Source organism: Chryseobacterium sp. Marseille-Q8038, assembly GCF_965111995.1.
The window spans coordinates 2157881-2179724 of the sequence record NZ_CBCOPN010000001.1 but is presented as its reverse complement, the minus strand read 5'-3'; the positions used below and the strand labels follow the sequence as shown (position 1 = coordinate 2179724).

Sequence of the window (21844 nt, the reverse complement as noted above, 5' to 3'; positions counted from 1 at the left end):
CTGAGAATAAAAATATAAAACAGATCAATGCTATTGGTCTGTTTTTTTATGCTTGAATTTTAATATTCAATAATTTACGGAAAATGTAACGATAAGAAAAATTTGTTGTGAATGTGGATGTGGAATAAGAAAATAGTAATATACAATGGTGAATTAGTATAATTATTTTTGCTACATTTGAACAAATGAAAACAAAATGTTAATTTATAGACTAAAAAACTATTTTTTCCTTTTTTCTTTTTTATTGATTTCTGCTTCTGCATTCTCTCAAACGAGACCTGTCAGAAAATCAGAAAAGATAAAACCTTCTGCGGCAAGTCTTAGAGCTGGAGCATTCATTGATGTAAATGTACCTCCCTACACACCTTCAAACTATACGCCGGAGCAGTTGGTAAAGAATATTTTGATCAATGGAGGTACCAACTGTACAACAGCCAATGTTACCAACGTTACAGTATCTCCTAATCATGAAGTAGGCAACAGCAACAGATTCTGGGGATATTTTCATAAAGGAACAACCAATTTTCCCTTTACAGATGGGATTGTTCTGACTACAGGATATGCTTCTGAAGCCGGTAATAATTATGTATCTGCGGTTGGACAATCAGTGGGAACAGGAAGTGATGCGGATCTTGTAGCAGCTACCGGAGCTAATGTGAGCTTAACGGATGCCGTGGCCCTTGAATTTGATTTCGTTCCGAATTCAAACCAGGTAAAATTTAATTACATATTCGTTTCTGATGAATATACTTCCAATTATCCTTGCTTGGGCTATTCCGATGCCTTTGCCCTTTTATTAAAGAAAGTTGGAGATCCTACCTATACGAACCTGGCAGTATTGCCCGGAGGTGCAGGACCTGTAAGTGCAACCAATATTGTTCCTGCAGGAAATGGATTCAGCTGCGGACCTATCAATGCAACCTTTTTTGGAGCTTTAGCGAACCCGCATCTGGTTATTAATTATTTTGGAAGAACAACACCTCTAACAGCTGTTGCAGATGTAATTCCAGGGCAGACGTATCATTTTAAAATGGTATTGGCTGATGCAAAAGACCCTTCCCACGACTCTGCGGTTTTCTTAGAAGGAGGATCTTTTGATGTGGGGATTAAAATTGTAGACGAAACAGGAGTGGTTTTACCGGGAAGCATCAATATGTGTGATAATACTCCAAGGCAGTTGAAAGCTCAGGTAGCAGCAATTCCGGGAATGACTTATCAATGGTATAAAGATGGAGTCGCTATTCCTGGGGCAACAAGTGCTATTTATATTGCTACCCAGGCGGGAGTTTATACTGTAAAAGTAATGGTTCCGGGAAATCAGTGTCCTAGCGAGGCAACCATTACGATCGTCGGAGGAACGAGCCCTACTGTACAGAATGCTGAACTTAAACTCTGTACAACCCCTGCAATTACCAGTTTTAATCTGGAAACAGCAAAACCATTGATCAGTACAACGCCAGGTGCAGTATTCCGTTTTTATGCCAACCAGGCTGATGCACAGGCTCAAAATAACAGTTATATCACCAATCTTACCAACTATGCTGGAACAGATGGACAAATATTATATGTTCTGGTTTCCAATGGAGCTTTCTGTAGCAAGATTGCAACGTTAACCTTAAGAAAAGAAGAAACGCCAACAGCTTTACTTACCGCTCCGAGATTGAAAATTTGTGCCGGTGAATCTGTTTTATTAACAGCTTCTGGCGGTGTTACCTATGAATGGAGTGATTCTGCAAGTACTACCGGAGGAATAAGAACGGTAAGCCCAACTCAGACTACCACATATACGGTATATGCTATCGGAGCACAAGGATGTAAATCTCTTCAGCCGGCACGTATTACCATTGAAGTAGTACCGGCTATTGTTTCAAACTTAAAAGGTGGCCACATCTGTCAGGGTGATAAAATTGTTCTGGATGCAGGCTCAGGCCCTGGATATACCTATCAGTGGAGTTCTGGTGAAACAAGTCAGAGCATTACAGTAGCTACTCCTGGAGAATATACGGTAATGATCAGTAACGGAGTTTGTTCAAAAGAGTTCAAGACTCAGGTTATTAAAGCCGTGATTCCTGAAGTGATAAAAGTGGATTATAATGAGAGCGGAACAATGATTGTCACAGCAAGCAATCCAAGTAATGGTATCCTTGAATATTCAGTAGATAACGGGGTTACATGGCAGTCTTCGAATATATTTAATAATGTCCCTAAAAATAAAATCATTTCGATCAGAGTAAGAGTTAAATTTACAAGCTGTGTAGGTTTCCTTGAATTCTTTACATTCGTGATGAAAAATGTAATTACTCCAAATGGTGATAATATTAATGATATCATTGATTTCAGCGGGGTGGTTAATTATAAAGATTTCAGCGGACAGGTTTTCGACCGATATGGAAGAGAAGTGTTCAAAGCAGCGAAGATCAATCCATATTGGGACGGATATTTCCAGGGCAAAAAGCTTCCTACTTCTACCTACTGGTATCAGGTAACCTTCGAAGATCCTGCAAGTAAAGAACTTACTGTAAAAACAGGATGGATATTACTTAAAAATATAGAATAATTTAAACTATAACTGAAAGACTGACTATTTTGTCAGTCTTTTTTTATTATTTTAAAATAAACAGAGTTGATATTCTAATATAAATAAATTTGCGTTAGTAATAATGTAAATTGTGTTAACTTGAATTTCAATCAAAAAAAATAGTATTTTTTTTCAAAATAATATAAAATGTTAAATAGGAGGAGAGGAAATTTATTTTTAGCGTTATTTTTAGCTTTCATGGGGAACTTTGTTTTGGCTCAAAATAAAGGAAGGGTAGAAATTGCTGCAAAACCTAAAGCTGCTTCCTTGAGAGCAGGTGTTTTTATCGATGTAAACGCACCTAGTTACCCGGAATCCGGCTATCCTATAACTCAGCTGATAAATGATGTCCTTATATCAGGAGGTACCACTTGTACCAGTTCAACGGTAAGCAATGTAACTGTTTCTCCGAACTTGTCTGCCACCAATCAGAACCGTAGCTGGGGATATTTTAATAAATCAAATACAAACTTCCCTTTCAGTAAAGGGATTATACTTTCAACAGGGTATGCTAATAAAGCCGGGAATACTTTCCAGGGAACTTTAAGTGATGACCTTGGAACCGGTGGAGATGTAGATCTGGCGAATGCTTTAGGGATTGCTAACAATAACCTAACCAATGCAACATCTATAGAGTTTGACTTTGTGGCTGCTTCTACTGAAATTACTTTCAGATATTTATTTGCGTCCAAAGAATATCAGCAAAACTTTCCATGTACTATTACAGACGGTTTTGCCTTACTGTTAAAAAAAGCATCTGATCCTACTTATACCAATCTTGCAGTGCTTCCGGGAGGAGCAGGACCTGTAAGTGTAACAAATATTCACCCGCAATATCAAAACTGCGGGCCTAAAAATGAAGCCTATTACGGAGGTACAAATACTGCTCAGGTTGAAACCAATTTCAATGGACGTACTATTCCGCTTACTGCAAAAGCAACGGTAATTCCTGGGCAAACCTACCATTTTAAAATTGTGCTTGCAGATTATCAGGATCCCAACTTTGATTCAGCCGTATTTCTTGAAGCCGGATCATTCGATATTGGGGTGAAAATCCTGGATCCGGCAGGAGTACAGCTTCCTGCATCTGTAAATATGTGTGATAATACGCCACAGACTTTTACAGCTTCGGTTCAGGGACCTAACATAACCTATCAGTGGTATTTGGGAACCAATGCAATTCCAGGAGCTACTAATGCAAGTTATACTGCAACACAGCCTGGTGTATATACCGTTAAGGTTTTTATCCAGGGAAATAGCTGTCCGGGAGAAGCTACCATTACTGTGGTTGGCGGAACATCTCCTACAGTACAGAATGCTACACTGACGGCCTGTTATGCCGCTGGGAATGCAACTTTTAATTTAACATCAGCACAAGCCTCAATAAGCACTACTCCGGGAGCTGTGTTTTCATATTATACTACATTGGCAGATGCTAATGCTGGAAATGCAAATACAGTTCCTAATCCAACAGCTCATCAGAGTGCTGGTGGAACGGTGTATGTAAGAGTGGCAAATGGTTTCTGTGCAAAAGTAGCGCAGCTGCAATTAGTAAAAGCCCCACAAATGGTACCTACTATTGCTCCACCGATAGTACTTACCTGCGCTAGCTCTCAGACGACACTGGATGCTTCAGCTTCTGTTTATCCGGCTGGGGCTACATTCAACTGGACGACTACCGGAGGAAATATTGTTTCAGGAGGAACTACCTTAAATCCTGTGATCAATGCTGCGGGAACCTATACTTTAACCATTACAAAAGTTTACCAGCCTGGCAATATCAGCTGTACAGCTGTAGGAACTGTAACCGTAACAGGAAACAGTGCTCCGCCAGTTACCGGGCTTACAGCAAACAAAATAAAAATCTGTAAAGGAGATTCTGCAACCCTTACTGCTTCAGGAGGTGCTACCTATAACTGGGGGAATGGCCTTACAGGAAACGGAAATACACAGGTTGTTTCACCCACTGTTACAACAACCTATACTGTAACAGCAGTGGGAGCGAATGGTTGTGTGTCTCAAAACCCTGCCACTTTAACAATTGAAGTGTCAGAACCTTTTACAGCCCAAAACGCAACATTACATAAGTGTTATCAGCCAGGATTAACTTATAATCTTACTGAAGCTCAGCCTCAGATTACAACTGCTGCAGGAGTTACTTTTACTTACTATATCAATCAGGCTGATGCCAATGCTGCTAACGGAAACTTTATTGTAACACCTACAACATATACACCTCCGGGAGGAAGCCAGACTATTTATGTATTAGCAAGTAATGGAGGTTGTAGCTATGTGGTGTCTCTGCAATTATTAAGTACCGCTCAAACGACTCTTACCATTGCTGCGCCGCAAACAATTACCTGTACAACTCCACAGATTACACTCAATGCTTCAACATCTGTGGTTCCTGCGGGATCTACTATTGCATGGACCACAACCGGAGGAACGATCGTATCAGGAGGCAATACACTTACACCAGTTGTAAGCGCTGGGGGAACATATACTTTAACGGTTACTAATATATCACAACCAGGAAACTTAAGTTGTACCTATACTGCAACAGTAACAGTACAGGAAGATAAAGTACAGCCGATAGCTGCACTTGTTTCATCACAACCCCGTATTTGTGTTGGAGAATCTGTAACATTGACAGCTTCTGGAGGAGTAACCTATAACTGGGGCAATGGCCTTACCGGAAATGGAAATACTCAGGTTGTTTCACCTACAACAACAACTGTGTATACCGTATTTGCTGTTGGAGCTAACGGATGTATTTCTGCAACACCAGCAACAGTAACAGTTCAGGTAGGTCCACCTATAGCAGGACTTACCGCATCAAAATTAAAAATTTGTGAAGGAGAATCTGTAACATTAACAGCTACAGGAGGAATTACTTATAACTGGATAGGGCTTACCGGAAATGGAAATACACAGGTTGTTACTCCTACCGTAACAACAGAATATTCGGTATTTGCATTGGGAGGAAACGGATGTAGTTCTGTGAATCCGGCTAAAGTTACCATTGAAGTAGTTCCTGCAATTGTTTCTACATTAAAAGACGTATTTGTCTGCGCCGGAGATAAAGGAACGCTGGATGCCGGGGCAGGACCAAACTATACTTATGTATGGAGTACAGGAGCAACCACTCAAACCATAACAACTAATATTCCCGGAACGTATTCTGTGATAATCAGTAACGGAGTTTGTTCAAAAACTTTCTCTGCACAGCTGATCAATCCTGATTTACCACAGTTTACGAATATTGTTTATGATAACCATATCCTTACCCTTACGGCAAGCAATCCTACTGGTGGAACTTTAGAATTCTCCATAGACGGAGGATTGACATGGCAGTCATCAAATGTATTTACAGGAGTTTTAAATAATACCATGTATTCTGTAATGGTAAGAGTGAAAGGTGCTAAATGCGGTACTTCACTGGATTATTTTACATTCATTATCAGTAATGCTATTACCCCTAATATGGATGGTGTTAATGACACTATAGATTTCTCCGGAATCAGCGGGTACAAAGATTTCGCAGCTTCTATCTTTGACAGGTATGGAGCAGAGGTATTCAAAGCGGCTAAAGGTGATGTAATATGGACAGGATCTTTAAAAGGAATTAATCTTCCTACTGCTACTTACTGGTACAGGGTACAATGGGAAAACCCGGCCAGCAAGAAACTGGAACAACGTTCCGGATGGATACTTCTGAAGAACAGAAACTAGACATTTATTAAAAATAAAATATCAACAAGAAAATCTTTCAGCAATGAAAGATTTTCTTGTTTTTAAGGGTAAGTGTTATCATGATTTGTGAATTATTTGAAATGAGAAGGAAATATGTTAAAATAATTTGTAATTCAATGCTACCACATCATTTATGGTTTCTTCGGATAGGGATTGATTAACGAAAATTTACTGTAAAAGGTTCTTATTTTGGTTTTTTGTAGTAAAAAATATAAATATGTATATGAGATATTTAAAAAAAAATTAAATTTGTTGAAACAAAAATATTATGAGAAGATATCTACCGCTTTGTTTATTTTTTTTAGTCATCTCGACTTTTTTATTTTCACAAAACCTGCCACCTCGAAAACAGGCAAAAGAAATTCCTTCCAATCTATCCAGAAGAGCTGGGGCTTTTATTGATGTGAACGCTCCGCAGTATCCTGAAACCGCTTACACTATTGAGAAAATGGTTAAAGATGTATTGATCTCATCCGGAACCAATACCTGTCTTACTCCCAATGTAACCAATGTGAAGATTACTCCTAACCATGCTGCAAGTAATGCAGACAGAGCATGGGGATATTTTCATAAAGCTACAACCAATTTCCCTTTTAAAGACGGGCTTATTCTTTCCACAGGTTACGCGAGAAGAGCTGGTAACACTTTTGAAGGCGGCCTTAGTGATGTCAACGGTGGCGGATCAGATGCTGATCTTGCACAGGTGATTGGGGTAGTGGAAAGTAGATTGAATGATGCTGTTCTTTTGGAGTTTGACTTCGTTCCAACAACCTCTCAGATTAAATTTAATTATCTGATTGCATCAGAAGAATATACAGGCTCATTCCCTTGTACCTTTGCAGATGCCTTTGCGATCTTATTGAGACCTACTTCAGGTGGACCTTATGTAAATATGGCTGTGCTTCCCGGAGGAGCCGGACCAGTAAGTATTACGAATATTCACCCTGAAATACCAGGGAGTTGTGGTGCTGTAAACGAACAATATTTCGGAGGATATAACACGGGTAACGTTGAAACCAACTTTAATGGAAGAACAATTCCATTAACTGCTACAGCAACAGTAGTAGCAGGACAGGAATACCACTTTAAAATGGTAATTGCCGATTACAGTGACCACAGTTATGACTCTGCGGTATTTCTTGAAGGAGGATCTTTCAACATCGGGGTAGACCTTTTAGATCCTGCAGGAACGAAATTACCTTCAGATATCAATGTGTGTGATAATGTACCTCAGGTAATTACAGCTTCTGTAAATGACCCTAATCTTGTATACCAATGGTATTATAATGGCACTCCGGTACCTAATGCCACTACCAATACAATTACCGCTATCCAGCCTGGTACCTATACTATCGAAGTAAGCGTTCCTGGTAATCCATGTCCGGGTAAAGCCTCCATACAGATTCACGGAGGAACAACACCGCTGGCTCAGGATGCAACATTGCTGCTTTGTACTACACCGGATATTACTACTTTTGATTTAAGTACTATTACATCTACTATCAGCCCTACACCGGGAGCGATTTTTAAATTCTACGTTAATCAGGCTGATGCAATTGCTCAGAATGATAATTATATTCAAACTCCATTAAACTATAATGGTAATGATGGCCAGATTCTGTATGTTGTTGTTTCCAACGGAGCATTCTGTAGTAAAATGGTTGAACTGAAATTACTGAAGGAAGTAACGCCAACAGCTAAAGTAAAAGCTTCCAGAATAAAAATATGTCCTGGAGAGTCTGTAACCCTTACTGCTGAAGGAGGAGATACTTATCTGTGGAGTAATTTCATGGGAACAGGTAATATGCAGACGGTTACTTTATACCAGACGACAACATTTACAGTATATGCCATCGGACAAAAAGGATGTAAATCTCTGAATCCTGCAACCATAAGAATTGAAGTTACGCCGGAAATCACATCACCATTAAAAGATGTTGAAATGTGTATTGGTGACATAGTAACCCTTGATGCAGGAGCAGGACAAGGCTTCAAATATCTTTGGAGTACAGGGGCTACAACACAGAAAATTAATGTAGACCAATGGGGGATTTATTCAGTGGAAATTGATAATGGTATCTGTAAGAAGGTTTTCGAAGCTAAAGTAATGGGAGCTGCTACTCCTTTTGTTACTGCTTTAAATTATGAAAGCATCAAGAAAACAGTTACAATTACTGCAGAAAACCCTCCGATGAATAATACACCAAGTACGTTAGAGTATTCTATAGACAACGGAATCAGCTGGCAGGAATCTAATGTATTTACTAATCTTTTAGACAATACAAACTATACTGTTTTAGTAAGAAGAGTAGGAACACATTGTGTGGGATCTCTTGAATTCTTTACCCTGCAGATCAACAATATTATTACTCCGAACGAAGACGGAATAAACGATGTACTGGATCTTAAAGCTCTTGGAGACTTTAAAAACTTTAAAGGTTCTATATATGACAGATATGGAGTAGAAATGTTCAGATTCTCAAAAGAAAATCCTATCTGGGACGGAACAGTAGGAGGTAAGAGACTGCCTACAGCTACCTACTGGTATAAGTTTAATTTTGAGTATCCAAAATCAAAAGCTCAGATGAACTGGTCAGGATGGATTATGCTGAAGAACAGAAACTAAAATTGATAATGTAATATAAAAAAAGCCTTTCAAATGTATTTTTGAAAGGCTTTTTTTAACAAAGAATGTTACTGTATTTTGTTCAACAAAAAGCTCCCGGCAAAGAAGCTTTTTTAATGATTTCTTTATTGATTTTCTTTCCAGAGGTTAGCAAAGTGTATAAAATCTGCAACACTAAGTTCTTCTGCTCTCTTATCTAAAAATTCGTGTCCTTTTAAAGCTTCAGGAATATTTAATGATTTCAAGGCATTAGAAAGTTTTTTCCTTCTTTGATTGAATCCTGTTTTTACAATTTGTTTAAACAAAACTTCATTACCCGAAAGCCCTTCCTTAGGGTTTCTTGTAAGCCTGATCACTCCCGATTTTACTTTCGGCGGAGGATTGAAGACGTTTTCATGTACCGTAAACATATAAGATACATCATAATAAGCCTGTATCAGGACAGAAAGAATACCGTAATCTTTAGTTCTCGGAACAGCAGCCGTTCTTTCAGCTACCTCCTTCTGGAACATTCCTACCATTTCCGGGATCAATTGGTAATGATCTACAATCTGAAACAAGATCTGAGATGAGATATTGTACGGAAAATTACCAATGATCGCAATCTCATCGTCTTTGATAAAACTGAAATCCTGCTTCAGGAAATCTCCTACAAAAGTTTCTTCCGTTACTTTCGCATAATTCTTTTTCAGGTATTCGATAGATTCTGTATCGATTTCTGCAAGGTAAATCTTCTGCTCCTTTTCAAGAAGATATTTGGTAAGAACTCCCATTCCTGGACCCACTTCCATAATATTATTATAGTTCTCAAAACTAAGACCTTCTACGATTTTTCTTGCGATATTTTCATCTGTCAGAAAGTGCTGACCCAGATGTTTTTTTGCTTTTACACTCAAAGTTTTTTATGATTTTATTAACAATGATTTTCTTTATTTCGTCCCAAATTTCGGAAGATTTTTTCTATTTTAGCCAAAAATTTTAATATTAATGGCTAAATCTGTAGATGAATTTAATAAGAAAAGGCTTCGGTCCAGCAATATTACAGTAGTGATAAGTATTGCCTTAGTGTTATTTTTGTTAGGATTAATGGGGCTTATTCTGATTAATGCCCAGAAATATTCTGACTATATCAAAGAACAGTTGGTGGTGAACGCCTACTTTGATGAAAACTATGACGCTAAAGATTCTGTAAAAATTGCAAAACTTGAGGAAGAAACTTTTAAAAAGGTACAGTTATTAGCTCCTGTAAAAAAAGCGACTTATATTTCAAGAGATATGGCGGCAAAAGAAGCCAAGAAAACTATGGGAATCGACAGTGATGCATTGTTCGAAGAAAATATTTTCCCTTCTTCTATTGAAGTTGCTTTAAAACCGGAATTTGTAGATCCTGCAAAAATTGATGAAGCCATTAAAGAGATCAAATCCGTTCCGGGGATTATTGATGTTAAAAATGACAGTACTTTGATGGTAGATGTTTACAATAACCTGAGCAGAATTCTGAAGTGGATCTTAGGATTTTCAGTGCTGTTCCTGATATTGGCAGTTGTATTGATCAACAACTCTATCCGTCTGAAAATATTCTCGAAGAGATTTATTATTAAAACGATGCAGCTGGTAGGGGCGAAAAGAAGATTTATCCTTAAACCTTTTATTGTAGAAGCTATTATTTTAGGAGCCATCGGTTCTGTAATAGGTCTTATTGCTTTAGGAGGGGTATGGTATTATTTCACAAGTCAGATTGGCTCTGCTTTCGTACAGGACAACAACCAATACTTCTGGTTAGTTATCTTAGTACTTGGAGTTGGAATTTTTATTTCTGTCTTAAGTACAATTTTCGCGACATGGAGATTCTTAAAATCAAACGTTGACGATTTATATTACTCTTAACAATGAGCAAAAAAACAAATAAATTTTCCGCTTCAGACTTTGGACATGAAGCAGAAGTACCACAGGAAAGTGCTTTCTATTTCGGACAGCAGAATTTCAAATGGATGTTGATAGGATTAGCATTTATTGTAGTTGGGTTTCTACTGATGATGGGTCCCGATGCCAATACGGTAGATGGAAAGTTTGATCCGAACTCATGGAATGACGGTATCTTTTCTATCAGAAGAATCAGAATAGCACCTCTGTTTGTTGTTATAGGATTTGTCATAGAAGTGTACGCGATATTAAAAAGAAAATAAATAAAATACACTTTATTTAAGGATTAAAAAATTTAAGAATTTAAAGATATGAAGCTAACAGGCCCATCTTTTTAAATTCTTAAATCTTTTAATCTTTTTAATTTTTTAAAAGAATATGGATTTAATCAAAGCAATTATTATTGCCATTGTAGAAGGGTTGACGGAATATCTTCCGATTTCTTCTACAGCACATATGGGGTTTACTGCAAATCTTATGGGGCTGGAGGAAACAGAATTTTTAAAAATGTTTCAGGTGTCCATTCAGTTTGGAGCCATTTTATCTGTAGTTGTAGCATATTGGAAAAAGTTTTTTGATTTAAACAATATTCAGTTCTATTTCAAACTGGCTTTTGCGGTGGTTCCGGCTTTGGTGCTGGGATACTTATTCGATGATAAGATTGAAGCCATTCTTGGAAATCAGATTGCTATTTCTTCCGTATTGGTTTTAGGAGGTGTTATTTTGCTGTTTGCAGATAAATGGTTTAAGAATCCTAAGATTGATGATGAAAAAGGAATTACGATAAGAAATGCGGTTACCATCGGTTTTTGGCAATGTCTTGCGATGATGCCGGGAACAAGCCGTAGTGCAGCTTCCATCATTGGAGGAATGGCACAGGGACTTACCAGAAAAGCCGCCGCAGAATTCTCTTTCTTCCTTGCTGTACCTACCATGCTTGCTGTAACAGTATACTCAGTTTTTGTGAAAACCTGGGGGAAAGAAACAGCCCATCCACAGAAAGGATATGAAATGATCATGGCTTCACAGGATCACATTATGATCTTTGTAATCGGAAATATTGTAGCCTTTATTGTGGCACTTATTGCGATCAAAGCCTTTATTGGCGTGCTTAATAAATATGGATTCAAACCATGGGGCTGGTACCGTATTTTCGTTGGAATTGCTCTTTTGATCTATTTTTATTTCTTTAAATAGGAATTACATTATACCCATTCATGACTGCTGAAGAACTGAAATCAGGATACATTTTTTTATTGGATAAGCCTTTGGACTGGACTTCCTTCCAGGCTGTCAATAAAATGAAATACAAACTTAAAAGGGAATTTGATCTTCCTAAAAAATTTAAAATCGGGCATGCCGGAACTTTAGATCCCAGAGCAACCGGGCTTCTTATTGTCTGCTGTGGAAAATTTACAAAGAAAATTCCTGAAATTCAGGATGCTCCCAAAGAATACTGGACAGAGATTAAAATTGGAGTACAGACAGAATCTTATGATACTGAAAAACCTGAAATCCTTCATCATGACATCTCACATATAACTGAAGAACAGGTAAAAAACATCCTGGAAAAATTTGTTGGAGAAATCGAACAGAAACCACCTATTTATTCGGCCATTAAAATTGATGGGGAAAGAGCCTATAACCTTGCAAGAGCCGGTGAAGAAGTGGAAATGAAGGCGAGGAAGACAACCATTCATTACATTCAGGATATTAAAATAGATTTCCCTTTGGTGAGCTTTATGGTAGGTTGTTCAAAAGGAACATATATCAGAAGTCTTGCTCATGATATCGGGCAGGAATTGGGGGTTGGAGCTTATCTGACACAATTAAGACGTACTAAAATCGGAGAATACGCCATTGAAGATGCTACAGATCAATTTCTGAACAATGAGTACAGGTTTGAGGGCCTATGAAAATAAAATTATCCCTTTTATTATTCATATTTGCTCTTGTTAAAGCATTTTCTCAGGATACGGAAACCGGAAAATCCAAAATGGATTTCTATTTCAATCCTTCTCTGAATATTGGGTTTAATATTAATAAGAAAAATCAACCCAACAATTCGCAGTATATCGACAACAGGTCTTCATTAGGAAATCTAACGTATGGTATTACTGCTGTAGGAGGTTACAATTTTCTTCCTAACTTTGCATTGGGAACAGGATTTAAATATAGCTTTATACAGGATAATGATCACCTGATTTATTGGGTTATCCAGCCAAAGATTATTTTTTCTCCTGGAGAAAGACCTTTTTATATAGATATTAATTACGGAAAACAGCTTAATCACTCTGCTATTTCAGATACCGAATTCTGGGGTGGAAGACTGGGAATGCAGGTTTCCTATTCAAAAAGATTGAGTCAGGAAGGAGGAATCGTTTTTGAATCACACAAACTTAAACATGGAGCTGATGGTTTTTTTATAGCCCTAAGCTATGGAATTACCATTTTTAGCAATAAAAATTATACCGGCTACGGAAAAGACTAATGGAAAAAACGCGTATCAACAAATATTTATCAGAAGTTGGATACTGTTCGAGAAGAGCAGCAGATAAGCTTTTGGAAGAGGGAAGGATTACAATAAACGGGAAAATTCCTGAGTTGGGAACAAAAGTTTCTGACGAAGATCTGGTAGAGGTAGACGGAAAACCTATCAGAGAACCTCAGGAAAAACCTATATATATCGTTTTTAATAAACCGGTAGGGATTGTTTGTACCACAGATACAAAACGCGAAAAAAATAATATCGTAGACTATATCAACCATCCAAAAAGAATTTTTCCTATCGGAAGATTGGATAAACCCAGTGAAGGACTTATTCTCCTGACAAGTGACGGTGATATTGTCAATAAAATTCTGAGAGCGAGAAATAATCACGAGAAAGAATATATTGTTCGGGTAGATAAACCGCTCACTCCAAAGTTCCTGGAAAAAATGAGAAACGGAGTTCCCATCCTTGATACAGTGACTAAAAAATGTGAGGTAGAGAAGATTGATGATCTGAACTTCAGAATTGTCCTTACTCAGGGACTGAACAGGCAGATCCGAAGAATGTGCGAATACCTTGGATATGAAGTGAAAAAACTGAAAAGAATCCGTATCATGAATATCAAACTCGATTTACCCATTGGAAAATGGAGAGATATGACGGATGAAGAACTTAAAACTCTAAACTCTTTGCTGACAGATTCCAGCAGAACATTTGATTAAAATATCTAATATACTTTAGCAATTTCATTTTTTCTGATATAAACAATTTGAGGAGTAATTCATTATTTCTCACATATTAGTGTAATATGTTTTATATTTCATTGAAAATATATTATATTTATAATACTAATAACCATAATCAGAAAATCATGAAGCTAATATTAAATTCAGTTCTATTATTTGTTACTTTAGTAATATTTATGAGTTGTCAAAATGATAATCATAACCAGAATTATCCGCATGATTCTTCGTTTTACATTGATTATAGAAGTCTGAAAGGATTGCCAGATGGAATTGCCGTCATTGAACTCGATCCTGAAGCTCCTAATTTTGGAAATATCAGCAACAGACTTGAATTAGGTATAGGTGTATTGCCACACCATATCTATTACAATCAAAATGCAAAAAAAATGTACACAACTGCTTTAGGTGGCAGCTATCTTTATGAGATAAAAACGGGAGAAGATCAAAATGGACAACCCCAATTAATTAGTGCAACTCCTATTGATACTGGTGAGAATACAGTAGGTGAAAATTTATTTTTCACGAATGATGGCAGATATTTTATGACCTTTATGGGGGGAGCAGGAGGTCCAAAAGATGGTAGTATTGGGGTCTTTAATGCCAGTAATAATCAGCTTATCAAAACGATTAAAGCTCCAATTCAAACTAATCCCAACCAATTTATAATGTATCCGCATGGTATTTCCATTAATGAAGAAAAGGGATTAATGATGGTGTCGTCTACCATTCACCCTGATCTTACTACCGGAATGGGCAATACCTGTACTTTATTAGATCTGAATACCTATGAAATAAAGGAGACCTATCAGGTAGCAGACTCGCCAACAGATATGTCCGCTCCTGTTGAAGTTTTACTGCTTCGTGGGAAATTTCCACAATACGCCCTTGCTACCACAATGCTTGGTGGTGATATCTGGATGGCTCCATACAATCCTACGACCAAAAAATATGATGCTTTTACTAAGGTTTTTGATGGTAGTACAAAAGGACTAGGCTGGGCGCTCGAAATGTATATTGATGATTCAAACAAACTCTATGTAAGTTTTGCAGAACCTGGAAAAGTACTCGTATTTGATATCAATAACCTTCCTCAATTAAAGCTTTTGAAAACTTTTGATGCGGATAAAGGAGCGCATCATATGGCTTTCTTTAAAACCAAATCAGGAAAAGAAGTCGTAGCAGTCCAAAATAATTTATTGGATCTCCCTAACTTGAATTCAGGAACGATCAGTATCATTGATATTAATTCCGGGCAAAAATTAGGGACAGTAGATTTACGTAACCAATATGGAATACTACCAGAATCCATTGAAGGAACCAATGGTCCCAGCAATTATATGCATCACTAAAATTTAAAAGAGTATGTAAGAGCGCAAACTCTTCCGGGATCGTATTTTTGGAAGAGTTTATGTCCGTTTTTTATTTGTTCCCCCTATTATTTTATATATAATTTCATTCTTTCCTCATATTCAGGTTTCAGTTTTAAAAGTTTCCAAATTGTTTTATCATCAGGGTTACTGATCCGGTAGAATATGATTTTGTCTGCTGAATACTTGAAATAAGGATGATTTTTAAGCCATTCCTCCGGTGCATCTACTAATGAATACCGAGGTACTTTGGTGGTGCTCAATGGTGCTGTTGAAATCAGTTTTTGAACAAGATCCTGATCAATATTGTATGTACTTAAAATCTGTTGCTTATTCATAAAACCTCCCAGTTTTTTTCTGAAACCAATCATTGAACCTGCGCTTTTTTCATCCAGCCCGAATTCTATAAGTTGTTTAAAAGTAATGGTATTGAGATCTGTTTTTGAAAAATCTGTTTTTTCCTGCTGCCTTTCCTGAAGTTTGATATAAGGTTTCATTTCCTGAAATTTCTCTGCAGAAATCACAAAACATTTCTGCAGATCATCTAGGTTTTTAAAACTTCCATGTAAATTTCTGTCCCGATAATTTATAATGGTGTTTGCTTGTTTTTCTGAGAACCCAAGGGCTATCCATTCATCTAATTCCAACTGATTGGGATCAAACATATGATATTGAACCTTAGATTTTATAGGATTATTCTTTGCGATATTCCTGAAGTTTTCCGGAGTTTTTGTCGGCAGTAACAGATAAGGCTCAAGTTTGCTGTAATTTTCTGTAGAGATGATAAAGCATTCTTTAAACTTTTCTTTGCTGATAAAACTTCCTCCGAGATAATTTCGATATTTAATAATAGCCTCTGCCTGTCTTTCACTGAAACCCATCTTAAGCCAGTTATTGGCAGAAAACTGATCAGGGTTGAATTTTCCTGATATCATAATTTCTTTCTTCCCAAATGTTTTAAATCCTTTTGCATTTTCCTTTTTTGTCATTTCAGGAAGTAAAATGAAAGATGCCAACTCACTGAATTTCTCTTCGGAAATAGCATAACATTTTTTCAATTGTTCTTTTGAAGTAAATTTTCCGCCTACAATATCTTTATACTTAAGAATGGTAATAGTCTGTTTCTCTGAAAACCCAAGTTTCTGCCATTGATCTTTATCAAGCATATTGGGATCAAAATCGGATAAATTTGCCGCTATTGAAGCATCTGCAATGAATGTAACCTCAGGAAAAGGCTCTTTTTCCCGGCTGGTATATTTTTGATACGCAAATAAAACAGTCAGCAATATGACCATAAATGCTAATTTCTGGTAATAGTTTTTTCTCATCATGGAGTAAACTTATACATAAAAATAAAGCATGGCAATAGCTGATCCTGAAATGGTTAAATATGATATAAAGAAATTGTTTTATGATGTAAAAGCTAATAGGGATATTATCTTTTATGCGATATAATTTCGTAATCGATACTGCATGTTCATATTAGATTATTGTTTTTTAATACGACAGGTTTTGTCGCTCCACGTAGATAATTTTACATCAGAATAAGACTGGATTTACTATAAATAAAGAAAAGTAAATAATAAATAGTATGATTTACAGGATACCACATTAAAGTGATTTTTATGTCTTAAAAAGTATTAAATTCGCCACGTTTTAACAAACTAATTACTAACTCAAAAACAACACGGGAATGAGAAAACTTTATCTCAGTGCATTCACCTTATGCACAATCCTGGGCGTATCCGCTCAGGAAGTGGTGTGGCAGAAAGACATCAAATCCTCTACCCAGGATTTCTTAAGCCAGGTCACCACCACCATCGATCAGCAGTATCTGATCACCGGAAGTTCTATACAGTCAGGGAGCGGGAAGCTGGGGGCTGGAAGTAAGCAAAACAACGGTTATGATTTCCATCTGGTAAAACTCAATCAGCAGGGACAGGAAGTCTGGGAGAAATATTTTTCGGGATCCAACCATGATTATTTATCCGCAACCGTTACCACTCAGGATGGCGGATTTTTACTAGCCGGGATCAGGGAATAAGTTTGATCAATACTATGGTGGATGTAATGTCTTTAATTGATTTAGCGGTTTCTTCGTTTGGGTCAGCAAACAGTCCTGCAAATGACTCAGCAACAAAATCAAATACACTTAGTTTTTATCGTTCTCAGGCGGTTGGTCTTAATATTTATAGAGGATCTGGAGACAGAATAACCGGTGTTGGAGTTAAAACTCAGGATGTTTCTAAGACTAATATGACAAGAAGTCAAAAGGATTCAATGGTAGGTAGTGTTAATGCTATTAATGCTAGACTTGATAAACAAGCTGATTCAATATTAAGAAGAATACAACCAAGATAATATGAGAACTAAAATAATTTGCATACTAATTTTATTCATTATTTTTTCTTGTAAAAAAGATGAAACCAAGAGTTTTAAAGAAGAATTGACACAATCTCTCCAAAAAAAAATTATGCAAGAGCTTAAACAGGACGGATCTTCTTTAGAATCCATTCAGCTTGCAAAATTAGATACTTTAAGGGAATGGCAGGAAGCTGATCTCTTATTTCAAAATTCTAGTCAGAGATTGAAAATGTTAATTAAACAAAAGGAACAGTTAATAAGTGAACTTGAAAATGCTAAAAAAATAAAGGATTTGGAACGAATCAAATCAAAATATGCAAAAGTGGACGATAGTATCAAAAACGAAATAAAAATTGTGGAAAGTGTAAGTCATCTGGAGCCCAAAAAAGATAAAACGGGTAATTATCAGGTAATTTTTCTTTTAAAGGTTCATGATAAAAAACTCAATGCAGTTAAAAACGATTCGTTATTTATGTATGTAAATGAAAAAAAAGTAATCTTTACGCAACAACAATTTATTGAACAGTGTATTACGAAATTTAAAAAGTACTAAACTGATCTTATTGATTTGCAATCCCGATGTGGGAAGATTTTTTAATATTGACCCGCTTTCTGAAAAATATGCTTACCAATCTCATTATAACTTTTCTGAAAATAGAGTTGTTGATGCTAGACAATTGGAAGGGCTTGAAGCAGTTTTAGTAAAAGATACGAAAGCCAATCAGCCAATTATTAAAACAGCAAATAATGGACAATATGCAGATAATCCTAATACAAAAACAGTACATGTTTTTGCACACGGAAATCCTTCTGCAATGTATAATGGCAATGTAACGCCAGAACAGAAAAAAGCGGGATTAGGAACAGTTGATACGGGAGACAAACTAGATTTTTTAGCGATATATCTAAAGATCATAAATAATGAATAGAAATAAGAGTTTATTAATAGCGTTAATTATTATTGCGGTAATATTTTTGTACAATCGTAAATTTTCATCAGAAAGTGGAGATGGTTTTTTAGATGAAGTGAGAGAAAAAGAAATAAAATCCTTAGTCATCAAAAAATATATAAATTATGATAATCATAATATACCATTCTTAGTCTACGGAAATAACGATAGTATAGTTATTTATAGAGACTGGTGGGAAAAGATTTTCGTTGGAGATTCAATAATAAAGCCAAAGGGTTCTTTAGAAATAGTTATAAAAAAATCTAATAGAGTCGAAAGGTTTAATTATGAAGATAAATTTCGTTTAAATAATTAGAGCTCCTGCTGACACGAGCGAGACACTCGTTTCCATACACAATACACTATGCAAATAGTGGTTTGCTTTTCTTTATCTTGGAAAATTTTATATTTACCAGTATCAATGACCATTTAGGAAATGTAAAATTAAACTATAGTGATATCAGCGGAGATGGGATCGTTCAACCCAGACAATACAATGCTTCAACCTGTATAGGGTGTTTTTGTATAGATAATTGGAGAGCAGAAGAGATTGTAGAAGTGAATAATTACTATCCATTTGGAATGCTGCATAATTATACGGCTACAACACAAAATGATTATCAGTAAAAGTATAACGGAAGGAATTGCAAGAGACGGGAATGTATGATTATGGAGCAAGGTTCTATATGCCGGATTTGGGAAGATGGGGTGTTGTTGATGAACTTGCTGAAAAATTTAATAGTCATAACCCTTATAATTATGTTGTAAATAATCCGATTAATGGCATTGACCCGGATGGTAGAGATGTAATATTTATTGCTGATTCTAAGGCTGTTTCTATAGGAGGTCATGGAGCTGTGATTGTAGGTAATGAAAAAGATATGGTTATTATTTTCAATGAATGGAACAGGTTAAGGAAGCAGCCCATATGGGGATTCTAAAAATGCTGATGTTGGAACTTTCTCAGCTAATACATCACAAATTAATTTTACTGACGCAATAAGACCAAGAACAGGAAAGGTTATCCAATGTGTGATAATTGCAAAACAACTTTTGGAAAATAAAAATGATTATGTATACAGAAATAGAACAGCAAACTTTAGACATTGATTGGTTTTTTACAGATGAAAATCATATAGGTTTTGTAGCATCTGGAGCAGGTAAATTACCTGAAACAGTGGCTCAATCATCAGAAAATAATGAAAAATTAATATCTTATTTTAGGGATTTACCCGAAATATCAGATGTGGTAATTAATCCTGAATTAGATTCCTTATTAGTTAAAATATTTGGAAGTGGTGCTGATGAAAGATATTTACAAGATTTTGTATCTATGACAAAAAAGGGCTTATATTCTTTTGATAAAACTAACCTGAATAATTTTCTAGACCCTCACTATCATTTAGTTGCTAACCCAAAAACTCCATTGAAATTAAAAGAGCTGCCACATGACATATTGGATATAGTTATTGGAACACAATATAGCAATAAGCTTATGGAAGTTCAAGAAATTAATATATTAGAAATTAATTAAAACAACAAAGCCACTCGTTTGAGTGGCTTTGTTGTTTTATAAAATATTTTGCAGTTTAGTTTGTTTGAGAAAAGCATCAAGGAGAGTGAAGACATGCTGTCACTCGCTGCGTATTCTATGACACGAAGCAAATAAAAAATGTTAAAATTTAAGATGCAAATTTATAAGTATTAATTTAAGGAGTTTGTCTTTCTATCACGGCGAATACCCTGCTTATAAGTTTGCATCTAATATTGTTTAAAATAAGCATAGGATTTTTACCTTCTTGTTTTTTTTGTAATAGTATTCTTTTATTTGACTGTCATATTTAATAGCTGTCAATGCACACATCTGTAGTAAAGATTTCACCCCCGCTGGAGCGAGTGTCTCGTTCGTGTCTACTCTAGAATAAATAACAACCCTTGCACAAATGCAGGGGTTTGTTTATACTATAAGTTTTACTACTTTTAAATTTTGGATGACAACCTGCTTTGCTTCAATCTGTAGAATCTTAATCTGTGGTTGAATTTTCAGAATAGTTATATATAAACTTCATGATTTTGCTTATAGGACAAAGGGAGACGTTTACGTCGGTAAGGGAATTTCATTTATGTGCCGGCACACAATACAACTGTTATATATAATAGCTCTCAAATAATTAAGGCTTATGAAGGAAAATTTAAAAAAGATTAAAAGAATTCTCTTAGTATCTGTTTTTTTATTGAATTTTGGATGTTCTGCTCAGACTCACGAAAAGAAGGAGTTTTATAATTATATTGAAAAAATAATTACTGAAAAGGAGTTTGCCTTTTTTGAAATTAGCTTAATTAAAAAATGTAATAATCAATATCTTTTCGGCTTTGCAAAAATGAATTATAATGATAATCTCTCTAACAGGATTAAGACTTATAATTATAAAGGCTCTTTAATAATCTTTGATTTGAATAATGAAAAAGATAAGCAGATTATTATTTTTTTCGATTCTTTTTTTGAGAAGACAAATCAAGATATATCTAATTTAAAGAAAGGCCGGCAATCAACTATTGATGAAAGAATGCTCTATTTTGTAGATAAGAAATTCATTCCAGACCTTAATAGGGCTCAGATTTTTATGGAGAGTGACTGTAATAAAAGCCTATAGGATATTTTCAAATCTTCTCCTCGCTGGTGCAGGCATGATGCTAAAAATACATCACATTCATATAAATCATAACCAATGAAAAACTATATTTTATTGTGCATAATGCTATTTACTAGCTGTTTATCACAAAGTAAAAGCTCGTTAAAAGAAATAAATCAAAATTTACTCAATAATAACGATGTTTCTTTTAATAGTTCTTATTTAAGTCCCCAAGAAAATGAGGGAATGAAAAATGCTTTAACAAAATTTAGATTGTTAGGAATAGAATCTTGTAATATAAATCCTGAAAAAAATATTCACGTATTTATATTGAAGACGGATTTCATTATGAAGATGGATTTTACGATGGGATTATTATTTTCGACAATAAAGATGTTTGTGAAATAACAACT

The 21844-nt window shown here is 35.8% G+C and carries 20 protein-coding genes and 1 pseudogene; 19 read left to right on the top strand and 2 right to left on the bottom strand.

Annotated elements, in window-relative coordinates:
• Window positions 1-196: 196 nt before the first annotated feature.
• The 3 genes from ACWPWS_RS10110 to ACWPWS_RS10100 all read left to right on the top strand — a co-directional run bounded on the left by ACWPWS_RS10110 (window position 197) and on the right by ACWPWS_RS10100 (window position 8957).
• Window positions 197-2557, top strand: a complete 2361-nt coding sequence (locus ACWPWS_RS10110; protein WP_454046395.1) for a choice-of-anchor L domain-containing protein — start codon at window positions 197-199, stop codon at window positions 2555-2557.
• A 168-nt stretch (window positions 2558-2725) separates the two neighbouring features.
• Window positions 2726-6310 (top strand): choice-of-anchor L domain-containing protein, encoded by a 3585-nt coding sequence (locus ACWPWS_RS10105; protein ID WP_454046394.1) that lies wholly within the window; start codon window positions 2726-2728, stop codon window positions 6308-6310.
• Window positions 6311-6599: 289 nt separating this feature from the next.
• Window positions 6600-8957, top strand: coding sequence for a choice-of-anchor L domain-containing protein (locus tag ACWPWS_RS10100; protein WP_454046393.1), 2358 nt, complete (start codon window positions 6600-6602; stop codon window positions 8955-8957).
• A gap of 125 nt (window positions 8958-9082) precedes the next feature.
• On the opposite strand, the gene rsmA is transcribed toward ACWPWS_RS10100, so the two are convergent.
• On the bottom strand, window positions 9083-9853 hold the full coding sequence (gene rsmA, locus ACWPWS_RS10095) for a 16S rRNA (adenine(1518)-N(6)/adenine(1519)-N(6))-dimethyltransferase RsmA (RefSeq protein WP_105684709.1): 771 nt from the start codon (window positions 9851-9853) through the stop codon (window positions 9083-9085).
• 91 nt (window positions 9854-9944) lie between these two features.
• Between rsmA and ACWPWS_RS10090 the strand changes: the two genes are divergently transcribed.
• The 7 genes from ACWPWS_RS10090 (at window position 9945) to ACWPWS_RS10060 (ending at window position 15466) form a co-directional block, all read left to right on the top strand.
• Complete coding sequence (locus ACWPWS_RS10090; protein ID WP_034695324.1) at window positions 9945-10844, top strand: cell division protein FtsX; 900 nt, start codon at window positions 9945-9947, stop codon at window positions 10842-10844.
• A gap of 2 nt (window positions 10845-10846) precedes the next feature.
• Complete coding sequence (locus tag ACWPWS_RS10085) at window positions 10847-11143, top strand: DUF3098 domain-containing protein (protein ID WP_105684710.1); 297 nt, start codon at window positions 10847-10849, stop codon at window positions 11141-11143.
• A gap of 115 nt (window positions 11144-11258) precedes the next feature.
• Window positions 11259-12077 (top strand): undecaprenyl-diphosphate phosphatase, encoded by an 819-nt coding sequence (locus ACWPWS_RS10080; RefSeq protein WP_309511498.1) that lies wholly within the window; start codon window positions 11259-11261, stop codon window positions 12075-12077.
• 20 nt (window positions 12078-12097) lie between these two features.
• Window positions 12098-12796 (top strand): tRNA pseudouridine(55) synthase TruB, encoded by a 699-nt coding sequence (truB, locus tag ACWPWS_RS10075; protein WP_309511497.1) that lies wholly within the window; start codon window positions 12098-12100, stop codon window positions 12794-12796.
• A complete protein-coding gene (locus tag ACWPWS_RS10070) occupies window positions 12793-13371 on the top strand; it encodes a hypothetical protein (RefSeq protein WP_454046392.1) in 579 nt (192 codons plus the stop codon). Before truB ends, ACWPWS_RS10070 begins: the two co-directional genes overlap by 4 nt.
• Window positions 13371-14093, top strand: a complete 723-nt coding sequence (gene rluF / locus ACWPWS_RS10065) for a 23S rRNA pseudouridine(2604) synthase RluF (protein ID WP_454046391.1) — start codon at window positions 13371-13373, stop codon at window positions 14091-14093. Before ACWPWS_RS10070 ends, rluF begins: the two co-directional genes overlap by 1 nt.
• Before the next feature lie 200 nt (window positions 14094-14293).
• A complete protein-coding gene (locus ACWPWS_RS10060; protein ID WP_454046390.1) occupies window positions 14294-15466 on the top strand; it encodes a hypothetical protein in 1173 nt (390 codons plus the stop codon).
• A gap of 86 nt (window positions 15467-15552) precedes the next feature.
• On the opposite strand, the gene ACWPWS_RS10055 is transcribed toward ACWPWS_RS10060, so the two are convergent.
• Window positions 15553-16815 carry a hypothetical protein gene (locus tag ACWPWS_RS10055; RefSeq protein ID WP_454046389.1) on the bottom strand — a complete coding sequence of 421 codons (1263 nt, stop codon included), beginning with the start codon at window positions 16813-16815 and terminating at the stop codon, window positions 15553-15555.
• 362 nt (window positions 16816-17177) lie between these two features.
• Between ACWPWS_RS10055 and ACWPWS_RS10050 the strand changes: the two genes are divergently transcribed.
• The 9 genes and pseudogenes from ACWPWS_RS10050 (at window position 17178) to ACWPWS_RS10010 (ending at window position 21839) form a co-directional block, all read left to right on the top strand.
• Window positions 17178-17528, top strand: a complete 351-nt coding sequence (locus ACWPWS_RS10050; RefSeq protein WP_454046388.1) for a hypothetical protein — start codon at window positions 17178-17180, stop codon at window positions 17526-17528.
• Between the two features lie 26 nt (window positions 17529-17554).
• On the top strand, window positions 17555-17845 hold the full coding sequence (locus ACWPWS_RS10045) for a hypothetical protein (protein WP_454046387.1): 291 nt from the start codon (window positions 17555-17557) through the stop codon (window positions 17843-17845).
• Between the two features lies 1 nt (window position 17846).
• Window positions 17847-18401 (top strand): hypothetical protein, encoded by a 555-nt coding sequence (locus tag ACWPWS_RS10040; protein ID WP_454046386.1) that lies wholly within the window; start codon window positions 17847-17849, stop codon window positions 18399-18401.
• A complete protein-coding gene (locus ACWPWS_RS10035) occupies window positions 18367-18777 on the top strand; it encodes a hypothetical protein (RefSeq protein ID WP_454046385.1) in 411 nt (136 codons plus the stop codon). The genes ACWPWS_RS10040 and ACWPWS_RS10035 overlap by 35 nt, the downstream gene beginning before the upstream one ends.
• Window positions 18770-19114, top strand: coding sequence for a hypothetical protein (locus ACWPWS_RS10030; protein ID WP_454046384.1), 345 nt, complete (start codon window positions 18770-18772; stop codon window positions 19112-19114). Before ACWPWS_RS10035 ends, ACWPWS_RS10030 begins: the two co-directional genes overlap by 8 nt.
• Window positions 19115-19344: 230 nt before the next feature.
• Window positions 19345-19598: pseudogene (locus tag ACWPWS_RS10025) on the top strand (RHS repeat-associated core domain-containing protein); the annotation flags it as partial.
• 272 nt (window positions 19599-19870) lie between these two features.
• Window positions 19871-20332 (top strand): hypothetical protein, encoded by a 462-nt coding sequence (locus ACWPWS_RS10020; RefSeq protein WP_454046383.1) that lies wholly within the window; start codon window positions 19871-19873, stop codon window positions 20330-20332.
• A 646-nt stretch (window positions 20333-20978) separates the two neighbouring features.
• Complete coding sequence (locus ACWPWS_RS10015; protein WP_454046382.1) at window positions 20979-21452, top strand: hypothetical protein; 474 nt, start codon at window positions 20979-20981, stop codon at window positions 21450-21452.
• 75 nt (window positions 21453-21527) lie between these two features.
• The gene (locus ACWPWS_RS10010) at window positions 21528-21839 is read left to right on the top strand and encodes a hypothetical protein (protein WP_454046381.1); all 312 of its coding nucleotides are present in this window, start codon (window positions 21528-21530) and stop codon (window positions 21837-21839) included.
• Window positions 21840-21844: the final 5 nt, after the last annotated feature.